The sequence below is a fragment of the Mycobacterium sp. ACS1612 genome (assembly GCF_001667505.1).
Classification (GTDB): Bacteria; Actinomycetota; Actinomycetes; order Mycobacteriales; family Mycobacteriaceae; genus Mycobacterium.
Map to the genome: position 1 here is coordinate 94,474 of NZ_LZHZ01000060.1, position 24,200 is coordinate 118,673.

General features: G+C 65.5%; 21 protein-coding genes and 1 other RNA gene. 6 read left to right on the plus strand and 16 right to left on the minus strand.

Features of this window, described 5'->3' with window-relative positions; translation table 11 throughout:
- Positions 1 to 52 precede the first annotated feature (52 nt).
- Positions 53 to 1,300, minus strand: a complete 1,248-nt coding sequence (locus A5724_RS23705; RefSeq protein WP_067808131.1) for a helix-turn-helix domain-containing protein — start codon at positions 1,298 to 1,300, stop codon at positions 53 to 55.
- 527 nt (positions 1,301 to 1,827) lie between these two features.
- On the opposite strand from A5724_RS23705, the gene A5724_RS34735 reads away from it, so the two are divergent.
- Positions 1,828 to 3,786: a hypothetical protein gene (locus A5724_RS34735; RefSeq protein WP_232004954.1), complete on the plus strand. Its 1,959-nt coding sequence runs from the start codon at positions 1,828 to 1,830 to the stop codon at positions 3,784 to 3,786.
- Positions 3,787 to 3,832: 46 nt separating this feature from the next.
- On the opposite strand, the gene A5724_RS23715 is transcribed toward A5724_RS34735, so the two are convergent.
- The 13 genes from A5724_RS23715 to prfB all read right to left on the minus strand — a co-directional run bounded on the left by A5724_RS23715 (position 3,833) and on the right by prfB (position 16,490).
- Positions 3,833 to 4,258 carry a hypothetical protein gene (locus A5724_RS23715; protein ID WP_067808134.1) on the minus strand — a complete coding sequence of 142 codons (426 nt, stop codon included), beginning with the start codon at positions 4,256 to 4,258 and terminating at the stop codon, positions 3,833 to 3,835.
- Positions 4,251 to 6,191 carry a hypothetical protein gene (locus A5724_RS23720; RefSeq protein ID WP_067808137.1) on the minus strand — a complete coding sequence of 647 codons (1,941 nt, stop codon included), beginning with the start codon at positions 6,189 to 6,191 and terminating at the stop codon, positions 4,251 to 4,253. Before A5724_RS23720 ends, A5724_RS23715 begins: the two co-directional genes overlap by 8 nt.
- Before the next feature lie 143 nt (positions 6,192 to 6,334).
- Positions 6,335 to 7,783, minus strand: a complete 1,449-nt coding sequence (locus A5724_RS23725) for a hypothetical protein (RefSeq protein ID WP_232004955.1) — start codon at positions 7,781 to 7,783, stop codon at positions 6,335 to 6,337.
- Between the two features lie 245 nt (positions 7,784 to 8,028).
- Positions 8,029 to 9,504, minus strand: coding sequence for a tyrosine-type recombinase/integrase (locus tag A5724_RS23735; protein WP_067808145.1), 1,476 nt, complete (start codon positions 9,502 to 9,504; stop codon positions 8,029 to 8,031).
- 103 nt (positions 9,505 to 9,607) lie between these two features.
- Positions 9,608 to 9,976: a transfer-messenger RNA gene (gene ssrA, locus A5724_RS23740) on the minus strand.
- Between the two features lie 88 nt (positions 9,977 to 10,064).
- Positions 10,065 to 10,898 (minus strand): maleylpyruvate isomerase family mycothiol-dependent enzyme, encoded by an 834-nt coding sequence (locus A5724_RS23745; protein WP_067808148.1) that lies wholly within the window; start codon positions 10,896 to 10,898, stop codon positions 10,065 to 10,067.
- 106 nt (positions 10,899 to 11,004) lie between these two features.
- Positions 11,005 to 11,856 carry an EamA family transporter gene (locus A5724_RS23750; RefSeq protein WP_197518767.1) on the minus strand — a complete coding sequence of 284 codons (852 nt, stop codon included), beginning with the start codon at positions 11,854 to 11,856 and terminating at the stop codon, positions 11,005 to 11,007.
- Positions 11,856 to 12,353: an SsrA-binding protein SmpB gene (gene smpB, locus A5724_RS23755; RefSeq protein WP_067808152.1), complete on the minus strand. Its 498-nt coding sequence runs from the start codon at positions 12,351 to 12,353 to the stop codon at positions 11,856 to 11,858. Before smpB ends, A5724_RS23750 begins: the two co-directional genes overlap by 1 nt.
- A gap of 2 nt (positions 12,354 to 12,355) precedes the next feature.
- Complete coding sequence (gene ftsX, locus A5724_RS23760; RefSeq protein ID WP_067808156.1) at positions 12,356 to 13,252, minus strand: permease-like cell division protein FtsX; 897 nt, start codon at positions 13,250 to 13,252, stop codon at positions 12,356 to 12,358.
- Positions 13,253 to 13,942, minus strand: a complete 690-nt coding sequence (ftsE, locus tag A5724_RS23765; protein WP_067808158.1) for a cell division ATP-binding protein FtsE — start codon at positions 13,940 to 13,942, stop codon at positions 13,253 to 13,255.
- A gap of 46 nt (positions 13,943 to 13,988) precedes the next feature.
- Entirely contained in the window at positions 13,989 to 14,417 is a 429-nt protein-coding gene (locus A5724_RS23770; protein ID WP_067808161.1) for a hypothetical protein, read from the minus strand.
- Positions 14,414 to 15,394 carry a mechanosensitive ion channel family protein gene (locus A5724_RS23775; protein WP_067808164.1) on the minus strand — a complete coding sequence of 327 codons (981 nt, stop codon included), beginning with the start codon at positions 15,392 to 15,394 and terminating at the stop codon, positions 14,414 to 14,416. The genes A5724_RS23770 and A5724_RS23775 overlap by 4 nt, the downstream gene beginning before the upstream one ends.
- On the minus strand, positions 15,384 to 16,490 hold the full coding sequence (gene prfB, locus A5724_RS23780; RefSeq protein WP_067808170.1) for a peptide chain release factor 2: 1,107 nt from the start codon (positions 16,488 to 16,490) through the stop codon (positions 15,384 to 15,386). Before prfB ends, A5724_RS23775 begins: the two co-directional genes overlap by 11 nt.
- 113 nt (positions 16,491 to 16,603) lie before the next feature.
- On the opposite strand from prfB, the gene A5724_RS23785 reads away from it, so the two are divergent.
- Positions 16,604 to 17,968 (plus strand): FAD-dependent oxidoreductase, encoded by a 1,365-nt coding sequence (locus A5724_RS23785; protein WP_067808172.1) that lies wholly within the window; start codon positions 16,604 to 16,606, stop codon positions 17,966 to 17,968.
- Here the strand turns inward: A5724_RS23785 and A5724_RS23790 are convergent.
- Complete coding sequence (locus A5724_RS23790) at positions 17,965 to 18,294, minus strand: hypothetical protein (protein ID WP_067808174.1); 330 nt, start codon at positions 18,292 to 18,294, stop codon at positions 17,965 to 17,967. The two genes, A5724_RS23785 and A5724_RS23790, sit on opposite strands and share 4 nt — an antisense overlap.
- Before the next feature lie 23 nt (positions 18,295 to 18,317).
- On the opposite strand from A5724_RS23790, the gene hisN reads away from it, so the two are divergent.
- Complete coding sequence (gene hisN, locus A5724_RS23795) at positions 18,318 to 19,115, plus strand: histidinol-phosphatase (protein ID WP_067808177.1); 798 nt, start codon at positions 18,318 to 18,320, stop codon at positions 19,113 to 19,115.
- A gap of 80 nt (positions 19,116 to 19,195) precedes the next feature.
- Entirely contained in the window at positions 19,196 to 19,507 is a 312-nt protein-coding gene (locus tag A5724_RS23800) for a hypothetical protein (RefSeq protein ID WP_232004961.1), read from the plus strand.
- A 3-nt stretch (positions 19,508 to 19,510) separates the two neighbouring features.
- On the opposite strand, the gene A5724_RS23805 is transcribed toward A5724_RS23800, so the two are convergent.
- Entirely contained in the window at positions 19,511 to 21,397 is a 1,887-nt protein-coding gene (locus A5724_RS23805; protein WP_067808182.1) for a CHASE3 domain-containing protein, read from the minus strand.
- A gap of 169 nt (positions 21,398 to 21,566) precedes the next feature.
- Between A5724_RS23805 and A5724_RS23810 the strand changes: the two genes are divergently transcribed.
- Together A5724_RS23810 and A5724_RS23815 are read left to right on the plus strand one after the other, a co-directional pair.
- Positions 21,567 to 22,943 (plus strand): acyl-CoA dehydrogenase family protein, encoded by a 1,377-nt coding sequence (locus A5724_RS23810; RefSeq protein WP_067808186.1) that lies wholly within the window; start codon positions 21,567 to 21,569, stop codon positions 22,941 to 22,943.
- Between the two features lie 20 nt (positions 22,944 to 22,963).
- Complete coding sequence (locus A5724_RS23815) at positions 22,964 to 24,175, plus strand: acyl-CoA dehydrogenase family protein (RefSeq protein ID WP_067808189.1); 1,212 nt, start codon at positions 22,964 to 22,966, stop codon at positions 24,173 to 24,175.
- Positions 24,176 to 24,200: the final 25 nt, after the last annotated feature.

Here is a 24,200-nt window from a genome sequence, read left to right on the forward strand (position 1 = left end):
ACCGTTCACTCGACCTTGGCGTGATGGCCGATACTTGAGCAGCATCACGGCCCTATGTCTCCGTCGGATCGGGATCCGTGATCACGTGCAGATAGGTGATCCCGCCCTGGTTGACGCAGTCCTGCGCGAGCTCGTGCACCTGTTGATGAAACTCCGCGTCAGAGGCGGCCGCATTGATCGTAGACCGCACTGGCGTGTAGCTCGAAAGCGGTGTCGAGACACCGTCATACGTGAATCCGTGTCCGTCGACGGTCAATATCGTGAGCGGATGTGCGCCCGTCCATGCGACTCCGACGCACACGCCGTACTCCCCGTGGTGCAGCCCGGCGGCTGTCGCGCGGATAAGGGCGGCGAAATCCGCGACGGCCGCTTCGATGGCGCGGCTCTCGACCTCCCAGCCCTCGAACTTGCTGTCGCCTCCGCTCCGGTGCCCTCCGACGGCGGCCGCCAGGGTGACCGAGCCATCGTGGTGCACGCTCACCCACGCCTCCCGCCACCGTGAACTGTCGCCGGTGGCGTTGTTGGGAGCGACCCACCGTCGCAGACCCGGCCTCGGGTTGAGGCGGTCGATGTTCCCGAGCGGGTGCATGCCTTTGCGGTTCGAGTAGCTGAGCGCGATCTTCTCCGCCTGCCCGAAGATCGCTTGCGCTTCTTCACGTGTGGGACGAACGAGCGTCCCCGGTAGACGTGGATGCGCGACCGCGGTCAGCCAGGCGCGGTTCGCGGTGTCACGGCCCGATGTGGCCTCGGCGTACAACGAGTCGATCGCCTCGTTGGACCTGCGCTGCTCATCGAAGCGTGCCCGGTACGTGGCTTCGATCTGCCGTTCCTTCATCCATACGGTGTCGGCGTTGTTCCGGATCGGGGCACCGAAGTACTCGCCGCGGTAGATCAGGTGAGGGCCGTCCACACTGGCGGGAACGATGACCGCAACCGCACGGGGATTGCTGCCCAGCTGGTGGATCTCGAGTCCGAACACCGGCGGTGTGATCGCTGTGATCGCAGCGCTGTGGATAGCTCGCTGGTGGACTTCGCTTAGGTCCCCGGTGTCCTTGCGGCCGGTCGCAGCCTTCTGGTCCTCCTCCACCCCGTACACGATCATGCCGCCGCCACTATTCGCCATGGCCGCGATGTCCTTGGGGAAGTCGGTCTGTGGGAGGCCCTTCGCGGGCGAGAGCTCGGACTTCCAGTCGAGGTCGTCCGTCTCGACGACGCCCGCTGTGATTGCGGCATCGAGGATCTCATCGGTCAGTGCGCTCGGCGCGAGACCGAGACTACGGTGCAGGGCGGTGAAACTCACCGGACAAGGGTAGGCACTTGTCGACCACATTCTTCGGCGCAGCCGAGGGCGAGTCTGGAACCGTTTGGCACGCCGCGGCGACCAACATGACGAATGCCAGACGATCTGCCTGCCGGCCTGCCCTCCCAGCCCGCGGACTGAACGTTGCGTGAGCGGACCTAGCACCGCTTCCTACGGGGACCGGCGCGCGGACTATGGCGGAGCTGACGCGGTGGCTGTGAAGCGTCCTACCGGCGAAGATGTCGCTCGCCCGGAGTAGCTTCCCTCACCATGCCGGCCTTCACCGACCTCGTCGCAACCCTTGCCGCGGATCCTAGCGTGCGTGGCAGGCAGTTCGAGCACGGCGAGATCCCGGAACGCGGACAGCGGAGAAAGACTACGGCCAGCTGCTCGATGCATGCACGGGACTAGCGCACCCGGCGCGCGGAGCACCGACACGACACGCTGGAACCAGCGCAAGGCTGTGCGCAACGCCTACAGTCACCGACGTGCTCACCAAGGTGACACCCCCCCAGCAGGTCTGACCGATGTTCGAGCAACATGATCGGTGGCTGGAGGAACTGCGAGAGCACACCGGCAAGATCGATCTGGTCACCTGCACGTCGGGCCACATGCCGCTGACCGCGATCGTTGCGGAGATCGCCGACGCTTGCGCGGACCCCCGGCCGCATGACAAACAGAATCGCCGCGATTGGTTGTCGCTGGCCGCCGACCTAACCGATGCCCTCGCCTGGATCGGACCCGAAGCCAGCGTGCTGGTCGGTGGAGCAGGCCAGGCGATCCACCACGCGATCATCAACGACCTGCTGGCGCCCGGCCCGAACGGAGGTGCGCGTCTAGACGACACCAGGCGCCCGGTTGTGGGCGCGGTCGCCGCAGCACTCACCTCGCTTCTGGGTGGTGACGACCTACTCGTAGCTGCGTGGCGGGACCTGGTCGCGGCGTGCCGCAACCTCGACCACACCGTGTACCCGTACGAGCGGATCCGATTCCTGCGTGACACGCTGATCGGCTTAAGCGAGTATCGCAAGCAGGGACTCGGCTTCGGGAGCCCCGTGGGCACAGCCGTCGACGTGCTGATGGGAAGCGCGAGCAACGTTCGGTACGCGCAGGCGATGGTCGGCGACCCGGTCGACACGACAACGCCTTACGATCCGCGCGCGAAGTCAAACCTGACCGAAGACCAACTCGCCGATCTCGCTGAGCGGTGCATCGTCACGGGGCCACCACCTGCCGGGGAGTACGTGGTCTGGTTCCGCATCTCACCGGCCTTCGTTCCTGCGGTTTCCTGCGTCACCCACAGTGATGTCACGTTCTACGACGCACCGACGCTCGCGGGATCCCTCACCGACCACGAGCTGGCACGTCAGCTCGACGTCGTACCCGAGGAGCTACTGACCGACGAGATCCGCAAGCTCCAGCAGTCGAACGAGATCGACGACCACACCGGCTTCCAGTTCGACCCGCAGCTCGTGTACGCGCGGGTCACGGTCCGCAACGTCGAGCGCCATCGAGCCGTGGAGATCGCACGGATGTACCTCGACACCGTGTTGACCGTCGTCCGCGTCCCCGACGACATGTGGAAAGTGCTCGGCGGGCACCTCTTCTTCGAAGTCGGAAAAACGACGTACCCCTCCCAGCCGCGCTGGGGGTTGAAGGAACAGCTACCCGAGCCCGTCTTCTACCAGAACGACTTCGTCACCACCCGCCTGAACGAGATGACCGCCGACGGCTACGTGATCACAGCAGCCTCGGCCGAGGAGCTGCAAAGGGTTCTGCGTCTCGAGATCGCCCTCGACCGAGCACCACGGTCGGATCCGGAGGCGATCGTCATGGCCGCAGTCCGCGCCGTCGAGCACTGCAACACCTGGGTGGCACCCGCGGGCGGTCTAAATTGGTACGACTTCGCGGTCGAGTATTTCGGTGACGGGTACGCCGTCGAGGCGCTCGCCAACCGTGTGGTGAACGACGTGTACACGGCGGTGCAACTCCGGCCCGATCGGTCACCGGGCGCGGCGACGCCGCCTGAGCTGGGAGTGATTCGGGAAGACATCACGGTGCGCACGGGATACGGCGAGCGTATCGACAAACTGAAGACCCCGGCTCACGTTTCCGCGCTCAAGACGGTCTACGCCGGCCACCGGTTGGCGCGGCAGCTGGCGGAGACCGATGAGTTCCTCACCAACCCTGCGGTGCTCGGAACGACATTCGATGCGGAGAAGCAGCACGTCAGCAGCAGGGTGGAACGGCTCAGACGTACCAGGAACGCCGCGATCCACGGCGGGGTCCTGTCCGAGACGGCATGCGCAACCATCGCCGACTTCGCCGTCTACCTCGCGCGCATGGCCTTGAACGCCACGGTTTGGGCCATCGTCACCGGACAGCCTGTTGATGCGCATACGACGCAGCGGCGGGATGACTACCGCCAGCAGATCCAGAGGCTCAGGCAAGGCGGCGACCTGGCGAACTTATTCAAGCTCACCTAGTTGTCGCGAAAGCTACGGCACCGGCTGAGAAGTCCCGTCCGGCGGGTCACTCCCCTCGCTGTCCCCGCCGAATTCGAGTGACTAGTTCGAATTCGGGTCCCTCGGTCTGGTTGTCAAGGTGCCGGGCGAACAGCGCGGTGGCGAACTGGTTGAGTTGGTTGTGTAGGTCCCGGTTCGTCTGGCGTAGTTCGGCGATGGTCTGCCGGTCGCTGCGGGCAGCGGCTTCATTCAGGCTGTCACCTCTGGTCAGATTCGCAGTGAGCTGCTCGAAACGGCTGTTGAGCCGGTACGGGCTGCTCTCGGTTCGGTCCTGCACGAACGCGCGGGCGACGGCGTCGTGGCTCCTGCCGGTGATCGCTTCGATCTGCCGTTTGGTGCGCGGCATATCGGCGCTGTTCTCGATGGTGGTGATGGCGTCGGCGATGGCCTGCATCACGGCGTCGCTGACGCGCTTGCGGGTGGGGCTAGGCATGTTCGTTCTCCTGATCCAGGTCGTTGTCATCGAGGTCGTCCGCGTCGTCGGCGGCCGTAAGTTCGCGACGGATGCGCGTGAGGTTTGCGCGGTCTCGGCGCATCTGCTCGATGAGGGCCGGATGGCCACGATGTTGATCGATGTAGGCGTCGATGCGATCGATGGCACTCGTGATCACGCCGACGTGTGCCGGTCGAAGTAGGGCGTTGGTGCAGTCGACTCCGACGCACACGTGGTCTCCGAGTTTCGGACGGTCGCCGCCGCAGCTACTGGTTGCCGGGTTCCACATGCAGTCGTTGGTGAGTCCCAGATGAAGTCGCTCGGCGAGCGTTGCGGTAAGTCGATCGGCACGGTCGGGGTTGGTGATGATCTGTGCGCGAAATCCGGTGACGTGGTGTGCCGCCGGTCCGGCCACCGGGCTGTCGTCGTGCAACAGCGCGGCCGCGTCGGTGTGCAGGACGCGTTTGCGTTCATCGTCCATGAGGCGTACGGCCCGTTGTTGTCCGTCGCTCATGTATCCGGTGGTCATCCGCCACGCACTGTGTCCTAGTTGGATTCCTAGTCCGAGTTCGGCCCCAGGGTGCGTGGTCGCAAAGACGCTGAAGGCACGGCGGAGAGAGGTCGCGTTGATGGCCTGTCCGTTGGGGATCGCGATGTGTTGAAGCCCGAGTCCTCGTCCGCGTCCTGGTCGGTGTGCAGGATCATCGTTGATGAACGCGATCAGCCTGGTGATGTCGCGATTCGGAACGTAGGAGCCGACATTGCTGCCGCTGCGAGCGAAAAGGTGAGTGTCGTGTCTGGTGAGGTCGCCCAATACCTCGACGGTGCGAATGACAGGTCGTGGTGCCCACCACGTTCGACGCTCACCGTCTGGACGCTCATTGCCCTTGTGCTGGATGCTGCGGAGTGCGGCGAGTCCATCCTTGGTGGTGTGGCTATCGCGTGTCAGTTCCTGGATCTCGCTGTCTCGCATGCCGGTGAGGCTGGCGATGAGGACGTAACAGGCTGCGCGGAGCACGCTTTCGAGGTATTCCGTTTCGCCGAGGCCTAGTTCGTCGACCCACGTGCTGCTGGTCCCATCCGGGTGAGAGACAACGGCAGTCGGGATGTGCAGCCCTCCAAAGGTCGCCCGCTGCGGGTCGGCTGCCGCTTTGGTGATGAGTGCGACAGCCTCGGGCATGTATTGGTGGCTCGCGCGATTGAGGATGTTGGCATTGATGCCGAGTAACCGTTCCAAGAGCGTCGTATTCGCCTCGCCCCGTTGATGATTGGTGCGCCCGAATCCGGTGTGCAGGGGCAACGGCCCGTATTGCTCGGTCCAGTCGAGAAGTGCGTTGTAGGCGTTGGCCCCAGCGGGTCCCCGAGGCGACTTCGGCAGTGCAGCCCGAGTCTCGATCGCGGCGATGATGTCGGCGCTGAACCTGTCGACGATCGCCCATGACGCGGTGATCAGCGGTGCCCACGTGTCCCATGGGAGGGGCGGCGTCGTGTTCTCGGTGCGGGTGACTTCGCCGCCGACATTGGATGCGCTGCGGCCCGCCCAGGGAAAGAAAGACAGGGCATCGGGCAGGACTGCGTGGCATTCGCGGAGCAATCGCAGGGTCGCAACATATCCGCGGATACCGGTCGCACTGAGTCCCACACCGCCCGCACGGTGTTGGCCTGTGCGGAGGTCATCCAGGAAGTGATCAGCATCGGCCTGGCTCCAGTCAACGAAGCGGATGATTCCGCTCTCCTCAGACCACTTGGCGATCACGACCAACTTGAGGAAGTGGTTGTACACCCCGCCCGGTGGTGTGCCATCACCGCGGAGGACAACTCCAGCGTTGACAACAGTCTCGCGGTCAGGGGCCGCCAGCGTCATCAGGATGTTCTTGATGGTCGTGCGGTGTTGGGCTGGGGTGCTGACGAATTGGATGTATCGCTCGGCCATATTGACGCGGCTCGATACGGGGGCAAGATCCCACGATTCGTCGCCGTAACATGGACTTCCGGCATGGCGAGGCCAGACGCGCATCACCGCTGTGAAAGGGTTCTTCCACGCCGCCGCAGAGCTCCTCGGCGAAATTCCAGCCATCATGATGCCCGGTCTTCCGAAACGCCGCGCATGTCGTTGAGGACGCCGGCGTCGATCGGTGTCCGGCTCGCGAGCTTGCGGGCTTCCTGGACTTGCTCGGGTGTGAAGGCGGGCAGGACTACCTCTGTGATCGTGTCGTAGATGGGTTTCCAGTGCGTCTGCCAGGTTCTCGGGTCGGCGGCGCGGCCGGGATGTGTCATGTCCTGGATCGCGAGGGCGGCCGGCAGGTGGTGCAGCGTGATGAGGGCGTTAGGACACGCGAAGCAGGTACCGGTGATGGACTTGGTACAAACGGTGCCCTTCTTCTCGTAGGGACTGTCGAGAGGGTCGCGGCATCCGGCATGCGGTCCGTCGAGTTGACCGGCCACCAGCGCGCTGGCGGTGACGGCGTCTAGGCCGGGTGCGTCGGCTCCGGTTCGGATGGCTTGCTCAGCGTCCGGGGTGACGATGGTCGGACCTTTGATGGCGCTGTCGAACATGTCGTTGACGCTGTCGATGAGGATGCGGCCAGCTTCGGCTCGGAGTACAGAGCTGTTGGTGTAGTGGCCGAAGAAGGTTTCCGCGGAGTGGCGGCGTCCGTTCGACAGGTAGCTCCTGGGGTCGGCAAGCACCTCGCGTGTGGTAGCAACCTTGCGCAGTCGTGCCCAATGGTTCGGTCCGGATAACGGCAGGCCGTTCCGAGCCGCAACTGCAGACAGTAGGTACGGATCACGCCGCCAAGGCGGCTGCCTGATGCTGCCGCGCTCGTTCTTCATGAGGATGAGAAACGGATTGCCGGAGTCAACTCGAGCAGGGGCGTTGAGCATCAACGCCCAGCGAAACGCGGTGAACGGCGCGGTGTCGCGACGGGCGTATACCTCGTCGTGGGTCTCGTGTGCACGGTTCTTGGTGTATCGAACTCGGAGCAGTTCGATCAGGTCGTTCTCGGCGAGATAACCGAGTCTGTCGGTCGGTGACAAACCAGGCAGTGAGTCATCCGCTGCGGGGGCGGTGGTGGCTTCAATGTCATGAACGGTCAGGGTGCGGAGGACCTCGGGCGGTTCACCAGTGGCGAGGCTGAGTAGCACGTGCGCGGCAATCTGCACGTCGATGTCGCATATACCCCGATCCGGTTGGGATAGAGCACTTTTCACTTTCTGGTAAGCCCACCGTCGCCAGGCCCGGATCTCCTCCTCGCTCAGTGCTGGCATACCTTCGTTTCGGTGATGCCACAGGCGGGGCTGCCGGACCAACCGGTCGACAACGTCCGCATGCAGCGTCCCGGGATGGTCGTCTTCGTGCCGTCGCAGGAGAGCAAAGATATGGACAACCATGCGGTAGGCAGTGTCCGACTTCGCCTCTCGATGTCGGGCGAGCAAGTTGAGTTCCCACAGGTCGAGGTGTGCTCGCCGCAGATCGCGCAGCGCGAACTTGCCCTTCTGATCGTGGGTCAGCGGCAGCGCTCCCATCGACCGCAGCAGATCCAGGAGTCCGGTGGTCAGCGCGACCTCATGCCGGCCGAACTCCGTGAGCACCTGGAACCACGTCGCCGCCAACTCGGCTGCGATAACCGGCGTCTCGAACGAGGCAGGCCTGATGGTCTGAGATTTCTTGTCGCCGTAGAGAGACCATTCAAAAGTGAACTGGTCGTCGTTGGGTATAAGAGGTGTTTCGGACTCCTCGGGAACGTCTGGCGTCGAGTACGAGCCCCTCATCAGATTCCCATATCGGTTGCGTCGGTGTCGAACTCATCCCAGTCGTCCTCAACGGTCTCTGGGTCGACGCCGGGGTCGGCATGGGTGTGTCCGACAATGCCCGCCGCGGCAGACGCGAGCGCAACCGGAACGTCTTCCGTCCATGTCTCCGCGGCATGGAGGTAGTGCATCGTGGTCTGGACACTGGCGTGACCGAGGAGTTCTTTCACGGTCAGCACCGGGTTCGCCAGCAGCAGATAGTGGTCCCCGGTGCGCTGCCGTCCTTCCTTCATCAGAGCTGCAAGCATGCGGACTGCGTAGGAATGTCGCATCGTGTGTGGTGTGACGTGAACGTGGCGTGGCGGCTGGTCTGAGTGGCCGGATTGGCGGACTCGTTCGCGGGCGTCGGCGAAGAGTTGATTCCAGCGCTCTAGGCCTGGCGCAAGTCCGTTACGGGAGACGAACAACGCGAGTGGGTCGATGGTGCCGTCGTCAAGGACCCGGACCGCTCGGGCGCGGTCCTTGTTGCTGAACCGAACCAACGGAATGCGCTGGGACCCAACGGCGACGTAGAGCTTTCCCCGCCGCTCGACCAGATCGTCGATCACCAGCAGTGAACCGTCGCGGACCTTGGCGCGGAGGCCGCGTTGGGCCGCCTGCACGATGCGGTGCCGTTCAGTCTGGCGGTAGAGATCGGCGGCGTGAGCTACCTGTGCGGTGACGTAGACAGACCGGACCACCTGCTTCTTGCCGAGCCGATCGAAGACGTGGATGGACTCCGATCCCATCGTCTCCGGGACCGGAGCCTCGGCGTCGACGAGAAGCGCGCACTCCTCACGTCGCAGGCCAGTAGTTGCGAGCAACAGCCCGTACGCGTAGTCCCGCTCCGGGTACCCAGGTGCGCTCGCCGGCTCGCAGCCGTCACCACGCACGCCAACTTCGAGGAAGTGCTTGGTCTGCGCCGCCGTAAGGAAGCGCGCTCGACGTTGATGTCGTGTCCGGAAAATGAGGGTGTTGCGGTTGTTGCGGCCCCAGCGCGGGATCGGGTCTTTCTCCATCCAGCCGACCTGGGTCGCGAAATAGAAGAAGGAGGAGAAACAGCCGAATTCAGTGGCCAGCGTGGTGTCCTGGACTTCTTGCTGGCGGGCATCGCGATAAGCGGTCAGATCCTCGGTCGTGGCGGCGGTGAGGTCCACCAAATCCCCGCCGCGGCGCTGGCGGACAAACCGCAGCAGCCGGGCGAGGTGGTAGGTGTGGAAGCTCCGCAGGCTGTCGAGGTCGTAGGCGCGTTGGCGCCACGCGGTCAGGAGGTAGGTGTTGAGTCGGTTGCAGCTAGTCAGCGAGCCGTCGTCGTCGATGATGAATGGAAGGCCGTCCGGGACGTCGTGGCGGTCGAGCGTCTGTACAACCGACGACCACGGGAGCGATGCCGCGCCGTCGGGAGCGCGCAGTGTTTCGCCCGCATGGGCGCTTCTCTGGACGACGACTATCCGCATGAAGAAACCTCCTCGCCGACTGTGCATCCAGTGGTACTCCACGGGTATGACACTTTTGCTCGTCGGAAAGGAGGTCTCAGATATGAAGTTGTCTGTACGTCAAAAGTGGAGCTGCCGGGAATCGAACCCGGGTCCTACGGCATTCCCTCAAGGCTTCTCCGTGCGCAGTTCGCTATGCCTCTACTCGGATCTCCTGATCACGCGAACAAGTCAGGATGACGATCCCAGTCGCTGTTTGGTGTCCCGATGAGTCCCGCGACCGAACTCATCGGTTGATCCCTCTAGATGACGCCAGGATCCGGGTCGAGGGCGTTCCCGGACTGACGGACTCACAGTCGCTTAGGCAGCGAGTGCGAAGTCGCGCTGATGAGAATCGGCGCTTAATTGGTTGCAACGACGCTTACGGTGGTCTCTTGCCTGCACCGGCACGCTTCCCTTGATTCGATGCGCGAAGTCGAAACCGTTCAGCCCCCTGTCTGTGTCGCGATCCCGCCGGCGTTCGGCGGGACATTCCATTCTAGCGGCCGTTTCAACGCTGGCCAGGCATTAAATAATTCCAGCTAAATGACGAAATTGAGGTGCTCGACGATCCGCCTGCCCACGGCCTCGTCACCGCCGTACGCGACCGCGCCATGGTCGACGGCGGTCCTGCCGCCTGCCAGCCGGGTGAACAGCAGGCCGTCCAGGGTGATGGTCGCCGTCGGCTTCTCGCCCCCGAAGTCGTCGACCACCTGACCCCTGCCTTCGACGGCGACATCGATCGTCCTGGCCAGCGGACCCGTCAGCTCGATGGCCACCCGCGACCCCTCCGGCGCCCCGCCGAGCTTGCCGACGACGAAGCCCATGCTGGCGGTCATCTCGTCGAGGGCCAACTGCGCGGCCGGGCCCGTCGGATCCGCTGCCGGCTGGTCGAGGGCGTCGCGGACATCGTGCAGATGCATCCAGCAGTCGAAGTCGCGCACCCGCATGAACCGCCCGTAGGTGTCCGGGCCCGCGGGCGTCGCGGTGATCTGATTCCAATCGTCGTCGCTCATCGCGGCCAACTGCACGCGGCGACGATCGGTCGTGGTGCGGAACTCATCGAGCAGATCGGCGGGCCGGATGCCACGCAGCTTGCGCACCCACCGCTCGTTCAGCACGCCGATGTCGTTGTGGACATGCCCGAGAGTCGAGACGTCGATGTCGGCCTCGGGCGGCGCGGCGCCCTGCAGCATCGATTCGGTGCCGGTCAGGTGCGCCGTCACGTCGTGAACCGTCCACCCGGGCAGCGGGGTCTGCGCTCGCCACTGCTCATCGGCCAAGCCTGAGAGGACCGTGTCGATCTCCTCCCACACCGCGAACAGGCCGGCAAGGACGTCGGATTTGTCGAGAGTCGTCACGGGTCGGGGGCTCATTGGGCAGAACGTAGCCCTCGCGGCGCGCGAGCGACCGCTTTTGTACACAGAAAGGCGGCGTGTCGACGTACAGACATGGTCGCTCGCGGCGGGGACGAGGGGGGCGTCAGCCGATCGCGATCATCGCGACCGCGACGACCGTCAGCACCATGCCGACCGCCTGCCACACCGTCACCCGTTCGCGCAGCACCACGATCGCCAACATCACCGTCACCGCCGGATACAGCGACATCAGCACCCCGGCCAACGACAACAGCGACGCGTGCAGCGCCAACAACATCGCGATGTTGGCCGTCGCGTCCAACACCGCGGCCAGCACGGCGAGCTTCAACGGCGTGCCGGTCGGCGGGCGCAGATTCGCGCTGACGGCGGCAATGACGAACATGAGCACGCTGGCAGACAGGCGCGCGAACACCAACGGCCACAGCTCGGCGCTGGCCGGCGCCTGGTGAATCATCACGAAATTGAGGCCGAATGCGACGCCGGATCCGACTGTCAACCACGCCACGGTCGGGGTGAACCGGTGTGGCGTCGCGTCTTCATCGGTGGCCTGCCGCGACACCAGCACGACCGCGATCAATGCGACCACCACACCGGCGGCCGCGGTCAGGCCCGGCCGCTCCCCCAGCGCCAGGCCCGCCCCGACCGGGATGCCGGCCACCAGGATCGCGGTCAGCGGCGACACCACCGAGATCGGCCCCGAACCGAGCGCCGCGTAGAACCACCAGATGCCGAACGCCTGGGTGACACCGCACAGGCCGCCCCACAACACCGCGCGGTGGTCGACCTGGCCGCCGACGATCGTGGCCAACACCGTCAGGATCAGCAGCGCGAGCGGATAGGACACCAGCACCACCCGCAGCGCGGCCACCCGACGGGACGCCAAACCACCGATGAAGTCGCTGACGCCGTAGCCGAACGCCGAGGTCAGCGCGAAGGCCGGCCCCTCGAGGCCGATCAGCGCATGCCCTTGACGCGGCGCCCGAGTTCTCGTGTCACTTCGCGCTGCGCGTCCCGCTTGGCCATGTCCTGCCGCTTGTCGTGCGCCTGTTTACCGCGGGCCAACGCGAGTTCGACCTTGACCTTGCCGTCGGTGAAGTACAGCGACAGCGGCACCAGCGTCAGGTTTCCGTCGCGGACCTTGCCGACCAGATTGTCGATCTCCTTGCGGTGCAACAGCAGTTTGCGGTTGCGCCGCGGCGGATGGTTGGTCCACGTGCCGTGGTGATACTCCGGGATGTGCAGGTTGCGCAGCCAGATCTCGCCGTCGTCGACGGTGGCGAACGCGTCGGCCAGCGACGCCTGCCCCTCGCGCAGGCTCTTGACCTCGGTGCCCACCAGCTGGATACCGGCCTCGTAGGTGTCGAGGATCGAATAGTTGTGCCGCGCTTTGCGATTCGTCGCGACGACCTTGTTGTTCGACCTCGACGGGTCGGCTTTCTTTGCCTTTGCCATGGCTATCTTCGAACGTACAGACGTAGCGTGACGTAGGCGGTGATGCCGGACATCGCCAAACCGAGGAGCAACATCAGCGGCGCGCTGAAGTACAGCACGTCGGCGTAGTCGACCTTGGCGATCAGGTTCGCTTGGTAGAACTGGTTGAGCGCGTTCTCCAGGAACAGCGCGCGCACCACGATCAGGCCGACGATCGCGATCACCACGCCGATGAACGCGGCCAGCATGGCCTCCACCAGGAACGGCAGCTGGGTGTACCAGCGGGTGGCGCCCACCAATCGCATGATGCCGATCTCGGTGCGACGTGTATAGGCCGCGACTTGAACCATGTTGGCTATCAACAGCACAGCGCCGACCGCCTGCACCAACGCCACCGCGAACGCCGCGTTGCTGATCCCGTCGAGCACCGCGAAGAGTCTGTCGATCAGATCCTTCTGGTTCAGCACATTGAGCACGCCCGGCTGCCCGACCATCGCCTCGTCAAAGTCCTTGTGCTGCTCGGGATTGTCGAGCTTGACGATAAACGACGCCGGGAACGCCTCCTTACCCGCCACGTCCTTGTATTGCGGGAACTTGCGGATCGCGTCGTTGTAGGCGTCGTCGCGGTTGAGGAACCGCACCGACTTCACGTCCTCGCGGGCTTCGATCTTCGCGCGCAACGCCTTACACGCATCGCCATCACAGGTTGGGTCGTTGGCCGACACGTCGTTGGTCAGGAAGACCTGACTCTCGACGCGATCGAGATAGATCTTGCGCGATTGGTCGGCCAGCCGCACCACCAGCAGCCCGCCGCCGAACAGCCCGATCGAGATCGCGGTGGTCAGGATCATCGCGATCGTCATGGTGACGTTGCGGCGAAGTCCGGTCAGAACTTCATTGACGAGAAAGCCGAAGCGCACTTAGCGGTCCATTCCGTAGACGCCGCGCTGCTCGTCTCTGATGAGCCTGCCGAGCTCGAGTTCGACGACGCGCTGACGCATCGAGTCAACGATGTGGTGGTCGTGGGTGGCCATCAGCACCGTGGTCCCGGTGCGGTTGATCCGCTCGAGCAGATCCATGATGTCTTTACTGGTCTCGGGGTCCAGGTTTCCTGTCGGCTCGTCGGCAAGCAGCACGAGCGGCCGGTTCACGAACGCACGGGCGATCGCGACGCGCTGCTGCTCGCCGCCGGACAGTTCACCGGGCAGCCGGTTGGCCTTGCCGGACAGCCCGACCATCTCCAACACGTCGGGCACGATCCGGTTGATCACCTCACCGCGCTTTCCGATTACCTCGAGCGCGAACGCGATGTTTTCGAACACCGTCTTCTGTTGCAGCAGCCGGAAATCCTGGAAGACGCAGCCGATGACCTGCCGCAGGCTCGGAATGTGCCGTCCGCTGAGCTTGTTGACGTGGAACTTGGACACCCGGATGTCGCCCGACGACGGGTGCTCCTCGGCCAGCAGCAGCCGCATGAACGTCGACTTGCCAGAGCCGGACGGACCGATCAGGAAGACGAACTCACCCTTGTCGATCTTGACCGAGATGTTGTCGAGCGCCGGCCGCGCCGACGACTTGTACTGCTTTGACACATGGTCGAGGGTGATCATCACGGGTCGCCAGTGTAGCGGTGGCCGGGGCGCAAGCCGCTCAACGCTAACTCGGGGCCGGCGTCGCGGGTAACGGCCCCGGCGGCGGGGCGGGCATTGGCGGCAGGGTGATGGTCTGCGGCCCGAGCAGACCCGGGATCACCGTCGTCGTCGGTGTCGGCGACGTCGGGCTGGTGGTGTCGGTCGGCGACGGCGTCGTCGTGTCGGTCGGGCTGGTGGTGGTCGGCGTCGTGGTGGTGGTCGTCGTCGTGGTGACCGCGGGCTCCTTGGGCCTTCGCACGTTGGTCCTCGGCACCCAGGTGTAGTTCGGGTCCGGCACGAACCCGGGCGGCACGACCGCGGTCGGCGGCGCTTGCGGCTGCGTCGGCTGGGGCTCGAAGTTGTGGTAGACCCAAAACAGCGCCACGAACGCGACGACCAGCACGATCGTCGACACCCGCATCCGGCCGAGACGGGCGCTGAACCAGGACTTCATGACTTCGCCTGCTCCGGCGGGGCTTGGCTTTCCTCCGCGCCGCCGGCGGTCGCGGGATGCACGATGGCTTCGACCAGTGGGGTGTGGCCGTCGCTCGGTGACACGATGCCCGCTCGGCGCAGCGCGCGCACCACGAGCACCCGGATCCGCCGTCCCACCTCGAACTGTTTACCGGGCAGTGTGCGCGCCACCATCCGCAGGTTGACGGTGTCCAACTCGATGCTCTCTACGCCCATCAACTGGGGCGCGTCCAGGAGCAGCGCATCGAGGCTCGGATCTTGCATCGCCTTCTGAGCTACCCCGTGCAGCACGTCGTTCACCTGGTTGAGGTCGGCCGAGGCGGGAACCGGGATGTCGATCACCGCGCGTGCCCAGTCCTTGGACAGGTTCACGGTCTTGACGATCTGCCCGTTCGGGATGGTGTACACCTCGCCCTCGGTGGAGCGCAGCTTGGTGACGCGCAGCGTGACGTCCTCTACGGTGCCCTCCGCCGGGGCGGCGATACCGGACACCGTCAGCGCCACCAGGTCACCGAAGCCGTACTGCTTCTCGGTGATGATGAAGAATCCGGACAGCAGGTCCTGCACCAGGCGCTGGGCACCGAAACCGAGCGCCGCGCCCAGCACGGCGGCCGGTGCGACCAGCGATCCGATCGGGATCGCCAGGATTTGAGTGACCTGCACAATCACCATGACGAACAGCAGCGCGACCGACACCCAGGAGATGACGGACGCGACGGCCTGGCGGTGCTTGGCGCTCTCCGAGCGCACCAGCTGGTCGCTTTCGCGGTACTCCGCATCGATGCGGCGCACGATCCTGTTGGCCATCCAGTTGATGAAGCGGGCCGCCAGCAGGCCGCCGATCAGAAACAGCGCAATGGGCACACCGCGTTCGAGGATCCAGATGCCGATATTGCCGGTCCAGAAGCCATGCCACCGGTCGGCGAAACTCTCTGCTAATAGGGTGCTATTCGTCATCTCGTCTGTTGCGCCAACGGATTCCCGCTTCCAGGAATCCGTCGATATCTCCGTCCAGTACTGCCGCGGGATTGCCGACCTCGTACTCGGTGCGCAAGTCTTTCACCATTTGGTACGGATGCAACACGTAGGAGCGCATCTGGTTTCCCCACGAACTGCCGCCGTCGCCCTTCAACGCATCGAGCTCGGCACGTTCTTCTAAACGCTTGCGTTCCAACAACTTTGCCTGAAGCACGCGCATCGCGGACACCTTGTTCTGCAATTGCGACTTCTCGTTCTGGCAAGTCACCACGATACCGGTCGGGATATGCGTGAGTCGAACCGCGGAGTCGGTGGTGTTGACCGATTGCCCGCCGGGCCCGCTGGAGCGGTACACGTCGACGCGGACATCGGATTCCGGGATGTCGATGTGGTCAGTGGTCTCGGTGACCGGAAGCACCTCGACTTCGGCGAACGACGTTTGACGGCGGCCCTGGTTGTCGAACGGGCTGATGCGCACCAGCCGGTGGGTGCCCTGCTCCACCGACAACGTGCCGTACGCGTACGGGGCGTGCACCGCGAACGTCGCGCTCTTGATGCCCGCCTCTTCGGCGTACGACGTGTCGAACACCTCGACGGGATACTTGTGCGCCTCCGCCCAGCGGATGTACATCCGCATCAGCATCTCGGCCCAGTCGGCGGCGTCCACGCCTCCGGCGCCGGAGCGGATGTTGACCAGCGCCTCACGGGCGTCGTACTCGCCGGAGAGCAGCGTGCGCACCTCCATCGCCTCGATGTCCTCGCGCAGCTTGCGCAGTTCGGCGTCGGCCTCGGCCACGTCGTCGCTGCCGCCTTCCTCGGCGGCCAACTCGTACATCACCGGCAGGTCGTCGAGCCGCTGCCGCAGTTCTTCGACCCGGCGCAGCTCACCCTGGGCGTGCGACAACTCGCTGGTGACCTTCTGGGCGCGCGCTTGGTCGTCCCACAGATTCGGGTCGGAGGCCTCGTGCTCGAGCTTTTCGATGCGACCACGAAGCCCGTCGACGTCGAGCACCCTCTCCACCGTGGTCAGGGTGGAGTCGAGGGCGGCGATGTCGGCTTGGCGGTCAGGATCCACGGGAGTTCAGGGTACCGGCGGTTTACCATCGGACTGGCAACCAGCCTGGCCACCACGCGACAACTCCCTTGCGGGTGACCGGGTAGCGACAGAAACCTCGACAAAAGGGATCCATGCGCCCATACCATGTGGCGATCGTCGGCTCAGGACCCTCGGGTTACTTTGCCGCGGCCTCGCTTCTGAAGTTCGCCGACACCACCGAAGACGCCGACGTCCGGGTCGACATGCTCGAGATGCTGCCGACCCCGTGGGGCCTGGTGCGCTCGGGTGTGGCGCCGGACCATCCGAAGATCAAATCGATCAGCGCCCAGTTCGAGAAGACCGCGCTGGATCCGCGGTTCCGGTTCTTCGGCAATATCGTCGTCGGCGACCATGTGCAGGCCGCTGAGCTGGCCGAACGCTACGACGCGGTGGTCTACGCCGTCGGCGCACAGGCCGACCGCGCGCTGGGCATCCCCGGCGAGGACCTGCCCGGCAGCGTGGCCGCCGTCGACTTCGTCGGCTGGTACAACGCCCACCCTCACTACGAGGAGATGGCGCCCGATGTCTCCAGCGGGCGTGCGGTCGTGGTCGGCAACGGCAACGTCGCGCTCGACGTGGCCCGCATCCTGGTCACTGATCCCGACGTGTTGGCCACCACCGACATCGCCAATCATGCGTTGCAGTCGCTGCATGACTGCGGTGTGGAAGAGGTGCTGATCGTCGGAAGGCGCGGGCCGCTGCAGGCGCCGTTCACGACGCTGGAGCTACGCGAACTCGGTGACCTGGAAGGCCTCGGCGACGTCGACGTGGTGGTCGACCCTGCCGACTTCGCCGACATCTCCGAGGCGGACCTGGAAGCGGCGCCCAAGACGGTGCGCAACAACATCAAGGTGCTGCGCGGATACGCCGAACGAGCGCCGAAAGGCGCCAAGCGGCGCATCGTGTTCCGCTTCCGCACCTCGCCGATCGAGATCAAGGGCGACGGTCGCGTGCAATCAATTGTGCTGGGCCGCAACGAACTCGTCGACGACAACGGTCGCATCGTTGCCAAGGACACCGGCCAGCGCGAGGAAATCCCCGCCCAACTCGTTGTGCGCGCGGTCGGCTACAAAGGGGTCCCGACGCCGGGCCTGCCCTTCGACGATCGCAGCGGCACCATCCCGCACACCGACGGCAGGATCGCGGGCAGCCGCAACGAGTACGTGGTGGGCTGGATCAAGCGTGGCCCCACCGGCGTGATCGGCAGCAACAAGAAAGACTCGCAGGACACCGTCAACACCTTGCTCGCCGACCTGTCCGGGGCGCAGTTGGCCGATGTCGGCGACGACTATGCGGAGACGCTGGTGGAGTGGCTGCTGTCGCGGCAGCCGAAGCTGATCACCGACGATCACTGGAAGCTGATCAACGATTACGAACGGTCAGCCGGCGAGCCGCACGGCAGGCCGCGGGTGAAGCTGACCAGTGTGGCGGAGCTGCTGCGCATCGCGCACGGCTAGGGCGTCGCCTGCGGCGGGGCGAACGCCCAGCGGTCCGGGTTCGTCGGCGAGTACACCACCGGGAACAGCTGACCCATGGTCGGCCAGTCGGCGACGTCGATGGCCAACTGCTGATACACGACGTGTTCGTCGACCGTCGGACCGTTGATCACGCCGGTGATCGTGACGAATTGCTCCCCGGTGGCTTCTGGTTTCGGACTGACGCCGGTGACCAGCAGGTTGCCCTGTACCCAGTCGGCGCCGGCACCGCGCCGTCGCATGATCCAGGGCGCCGCGAGCGCGACCAAGGCCCCGATGAGCACGATGATGATCACGAACTCCAGCACACCGCCATGGTAGGACTGCTGCCATGTACGCGGTCCGAGATGACGTGGTCCTGGCGCGCCGATTGGCCGACCAGGCCGATGCGCTGACGATGGAGCGCTTCGGCGCACTGGACCTCCACGTCGACACCAAACCGGATCTGACGCCGGTCACCGATGCGGACCGCGGGGTCGAGCAGAGCCTGCGGGCCAGCCTGGCCCACGAGCGGCCCGACGACCTGGTGCTCGGCGAAGAGTTCGGCGGCGCCGCGACGTTCACCGGTAGGCAGTGGGTGATCGACCCGATCGACGGCACCAAGAACTTCGTGCGCGGCGTGCCGGTGTGGGCGACGTTGATCGCGCTGCTTCAGGACGGTGTCCCCGTCGCCGGCGTGGTGAGTGCGCCTGCGCTGCAACGTCGTTGGTGGGCAGGCGCCGGCGAGGGTGCGTTCACGTCGTTCGCCGGTGATCAGCCCCGACCGATCGCGGTGTCGTCGGTGACCGACCTCGAATCGGCGAGCCTGTCGTTCTCGAGCTTGTCGGGGTGGGCCGAGTTGGGGTTGCGGGACCGGTTCATCGACCTCACCGACGCGGTCTGGCGGGTCCGCGCCTACGGCGACTTCCTGTCCTACTGCCTGCTTGCGGAGGGTGCCGTCGACATCGCCGCCGAGCCAGAGGTGTCGCTGTGGGACCTCGCCGCACTCGACATCGTCGTGCGTGAGGCCGGTGGCGCGTTCACCGACCTGGCCGGATCGCCGGGGCCGCACGGCGGCAGCGCGGTGGCTACCAACAAGCTTCTGCACGAAACAGTTCTGCACATGCTCGCGCACCCGACTACCGGTTAGCCGGGGGGCCTTGACGGGTGACAGCGGGGACGACATCGACTCCCGCGTCGAGCAGTCTGGAAGTGCATCAAGAACAGCCGATGAAGGAGAACGCGATGCGCACCAAACTCACTTACGTCACACCGGCATTGGGTGCTGTCGCGGTAGCCGCCGCGATCTTCGCCGCACCGATCGCGTCGGCTTCCACGATCAGCGACGACTGCGCCGACACGGGCGGCGGCACGGTGTGCCAATCACCGGGAAACGTTCAAATCGACGCCACCCCAGCGCCTTTGTCATACAACCCGTACGGTGACGAGGCATTCCTGCTCGGCGACGGCTTCGTCGGAGGCGGGTTCGGGGGTGTTCACGGCGGCGGGTTCGGCGGCTTTCATGGCGGCGGGCACAGGTAACCGCTAGTCGACGCCGCCGGTGAAATCCAGTGGCAGCTCGGCACGCAACGTCGTTCCGTCACCTCGTGGACTGACGACGGTCAGCGTGCCTCCGACAGCCTCGACGCGGTCGGTGAGGCCGATCAGTCCCGAACCACCGGACGGATCGGCCCCGCCGACTCCGTCGTCATGGATCGTCAGGACCAGACGGTCATCTTCGACGGCCGCGCGAAGCGTCACGACCGACGCGTTCGCGTGTTTGGCCGCGTTGGTCAGCGCCTCCGCGGCGACGTAATAGGCCGCGCCCTCGATGTTCTCCGGTAGCCGCCCGTCGACGTGCACATCCAGTTCGATCGGCACGGCGCAGCGCCGCGACAGCGAGCGCAGCGCCGGCCCGAGTCCACCCTTGGACAGGATCGCCGGGTGGATACCGCGGGACAACTCCCGCAACTCCTCGACCGCCTCGAGTAGCCCAATGTCCAACGCCGCCAAGTCATTTCGCAACGTAGGCGGGTCCGCGGGCACGTCCGACTCGACGAGCCGAAGCTTCAGCGCGAGCGCGACGAGGCGTTGCTGAATGCCGTCGTGCAGATCCCGCTCGATGCGACGTCGCGTCTCGTCGGCCGCCGTCACAATGCGGGCGCGCGACGCCATCAGGTCGGCGTGGGATTGTGCGTTCGCGATGGCGGTGCCGACCAGGGCGGTGAATTCGACCATGTGGGCTTCAGTGTCGTCGGGAAGCGGACGGTCCAGCGGCGACAGCGCGGTGATCGCGCCCCACAGTGATCCGCTGACCATGATCGGCGCGCCCACCGCCGAGTAGGAGCCCGCCGACAGGCCGGGCGGCGACTCTTCGATGATCCGGGCCGACGTACCGCTTTGGCGCACCCGCGCCGCCACGGTCACGTCGATCGCGATACGGGACCCGGTGGCCAGGGGCTGCCCGGTGCGGGTCCACGCGGCGGCCACCGTCGCGCTGCCGTCCGACTCGAATCGCAACAGGCGGGTGATTTCGGCGTCGAGCAGTAGTCCGACTTCCTCGGTGACCGAGGTGAAGATCTCCCGCGCCGGTCGGCCCTGCGCGACGCATGTCGCGACGCGGCGCAGCGCGGCCTGTTCGTCGGTGACGCGGGCCAGCGCGTGGCGACCGCGCTGCAGCGATTCGCCCATCGCATTGAAATTGCGTTCCAGCACCCCGATTTCGGCCTTGCCGGTCTCGGGAACGCGCGCCGTCAGGTCACCGGCCGACAGCCGCTCCGCCATTCGGGCGGTCCGCCGCACCGGACCGACAACCCCGCGCGCCAGATACAGGGTGCTCAGCGCGGTGACCACCAGGGAGGCGCCGAGTCCGACGCCCGCGATGATCGTCGCCTGCTGATAGTCGCGGTCGGCGTTCATCTGCTCCGCGTTGCTGAGCTCGAACTCCGCCGTCAGGAATTCGTCCAACTGCCTGCGCAGCGCGTCCATCCGCTGCTTGCCTTCCTCGTTGGCGGGAAGACCCCGTACCCACGGTTCACCGCGACGCGCAGCGGCGACAAGCGGGTCCGCATAGTCGTGGACGTAGGCCAGCGCGCTGGTCTGCAGGTCCGCGGCCCGTTCAGCCTGAGTCGGGTGGTCGACCATCGCGCGCAGCGTCGTCAACCTTTCCGGAAGCTTCTGGCGGGCCGATTCCCACGGGGCGAGGAAGTTCGGTTCACCGGTGATGATGTAGCCGCGCTGGTTGGTCTCCATGTCGCCGAGCATTCGTCGCACGTCGCGGGCCACGAACGACTCCTCCGCTGAATGGGTGGCCAAATCCCTGGCGCGGTGCACGGAGGCCAGCGCGAAAAAGAGCAGAACGAACGCCGCCGTGACAATCACCGCGACCACGCCCGTCGCCAACAGCAGACGCGTGGTCAGCCCGACTCGCACACGGCTCCCTTCTTGTCCTTCAGGTCCCCGTCAGTTCGCCTAAAGGTAGAGCATGAGCGTGTGAGCTTCACAACAAAACGGCGTACCTTACTCAAGAGTCAGTTCGCATACCTTACTCTTGAGTCAGTTGCGTGTTCGCGCACGTCCACCAGCAAGTGAGGCAGCTGCCATGACCAACACACTGCCGTCCAAGAAGCGCTCGGGCAAAGAGAGCGCCGTCGGCATGCACAAGCACAAGCGGACAGCGACCGACATCGGGTTGGCGCTGATCACCCCCATCGTCGGGCAGGAGTTTCTGGACCGCTACAACCTGCGTGATCCGCTGAACCGTGGTCTGAAGTACGGCGTCAAGCAGGTGTTCACCGCCGCGGGCGCGGCCAATCGGCAGTTCAAGCGGGTCTCCGGCGCGCCGGGCGGGCCCACCCGGCTGAAGAAGAGCGGGGCGGACTTCTTCGACCTGACCCCCGACGACGAACAGCAGATGATCGTCGACACCGTCACCGAGTTCGCCGACGAGGTGATGCGGCCCGCCGCGCACGACGCCGACGAGGCCACCACCTATCCCCCGGAGCTCGTCGCCAAGGCCACCGAACTGGGCATCACGGCCATCAACGTGCCCGAGGATTTCGACGGCATCGCCGCGCACCGCGCCGCGGTGACCAACGTGCTGGTAACTGAGGCGCTGGCGTACGGCGACATGGGTCTTGCGCTGCCGATCCTTGCGCCGGCGGGCGTCGCCTCCGCGCTGACGCACTGGGGCAGCGCCGATCAGCAGGCGACCTACCTCAAGGAGTTCGCGGGTGAGAACGTCCCGCAGGCGTGTGTGGCGATCGCCGAACCACATCCGCTTTTCGATCCCACAGCATTGAAGACCACCGCGGTGCGCACCCCCAGCGGCTACCGCCTCGACGGCGTCAAGTCGTTGGTACCCGCGGCCGCGAACGCCGAATTGTTCATCGTGGCAGCACAACTCAACGGCAAGCCCGCACTTTTCATCGTCGAAGCATCGACCAAGGGCCTCACAGTCACCGCCGACCCGAGCATGGGTATCCGGGCGGCGGCGCTCGGCAAGGTCGAACTCGACCGCGTCACCGTGCCGTTGAGCGCGCGCCTCGGCGAGGACGGTGCGACCGACGCCGACTACTCCGAAGCCGTCGCGCTGTCGCGTCTGGGATGGGCAGCGTTGGCGGTCGGAACCGCACACGCGGTGCTCGACTACGTGGTGCCCTACGTCAAGGAACGGCACGCCTTCGGAGAACCGATCGCGCACCGGCAAGCGGTGGCGTTCATGTGCGCCAACATCGCGATCGAGTTCGACGGGCTGCGGCTCATCACCTGGCGCGGAGCCTCTCGCGCCGACCAGGGTCTGCCATTCGCCCGTGAGGCCGCGCTGGCGAAGCGACTGGGCACCGACAAGGGCATGCAGATCGGACTGGACGGCGTGCAACTGCTCGGCGGCCACGGTTACACCAAGGAGCACCCGGTCGAACGCTGGTACCGCGACCTGCGGGCCATCGGCGTCGCCGAGGGTGTCGTCGTCGTCTAACTTCGAGCGAAAGTCGAACCATGGCAATCAATCTGGAACTTCCGCGCAAGCTGGAAGCGGTCATCGAGAAGGCGCATCAGGGCGCCGCTGAGATGCTGAGGCCGATCGCCCGCAAGTGGGATCTGCGCGAGCACGAATACCCCGTCGAGTTGGACACGCTGGCGACATTGTTCGAAGGCATCTCGGACGCAAAGGCTTTCGCGTTCGCGGGCGCCGAGGCCTTCGCGGGCACCGAGACCAAGGAAACAAACCACAACGGCGGCAACATGTCAGCCGTCCTCAACGTGATGGAAATCAGTTGGGGCGACGTAGCTCTGATGCTGTCGGTACCGCGCCAAGGCCTCGGCAACGCCGCGATCTCCAGCGTGGCCACCCCTGAACAGCTGGAGAAGCTCGGCAAGGGCGTGTGGGCGGCCATGGCCATCACCGAACCCGGCTTCGGGTCGGACTCCGCGGCGGTGTCGACCACCGCGAAACTCGACGGCGACGAGTACGTCATCAATGGCGAGAAGATTTTCGTCACCGCCGGATCACGGGCCTCCCACATCGTCGTGTGGGCGACGCTGGACAAGTCGCTGGGGCGCGCGGCGATCAAGTCGTTCATCGTGCCGCGCGATCACCCCGGCGTCACGGTCGAGCGTCTCGAGGACAAGCTCGGCATCAAGGCCTCCGACACCGCGGTGATCCGGTTCGACAACGTCCGCATCCCGAAGGACAACCTGCTGGGCAGCCCGGAGATCCAGGTGGATAAGGGCTTCGCCGGGGTGATGGAGACCTTCGACAACACGCGTCCGGTGGTCGCCGCGATGGCGGTCGGCATCGCCCGCGCCGCGCTCGAGGAACTGCGCAAGATCCTCACCGAGGCCGGTGTCGAGATCTCCTACGACAAGCCGTCCCACGCACAGAGCGCGCCCGCCGCCGAGTTCCTGCGCATGGAATCCGATTGGGAGGCGGCCTATCTGCTGATGGTTCGCTCCGCCTGGCAGGCCGACAACAACATCCCGAACTCCAAGGAAGCGTCGATGGGCAAGGCCAAGGCCGGCCGCGTCGCCAGCGACATCACGCTCAAGGCGGTCGAACTGGCAGGCACCGTCGGCTATTCGGAGCAGACGCTGTTGGAGAAGTGGGCCCGCGACAGCAAGATCCTCGACATCTTCGAGGGCACGCAGCAGATCCAGCAACTGGTGGTGGCTCGCCGCCTGCTGGGCCTGTCGTCGTCCGAGCTGAAGTAACTCCCCTTTTCCGCGCGGGAGAAGA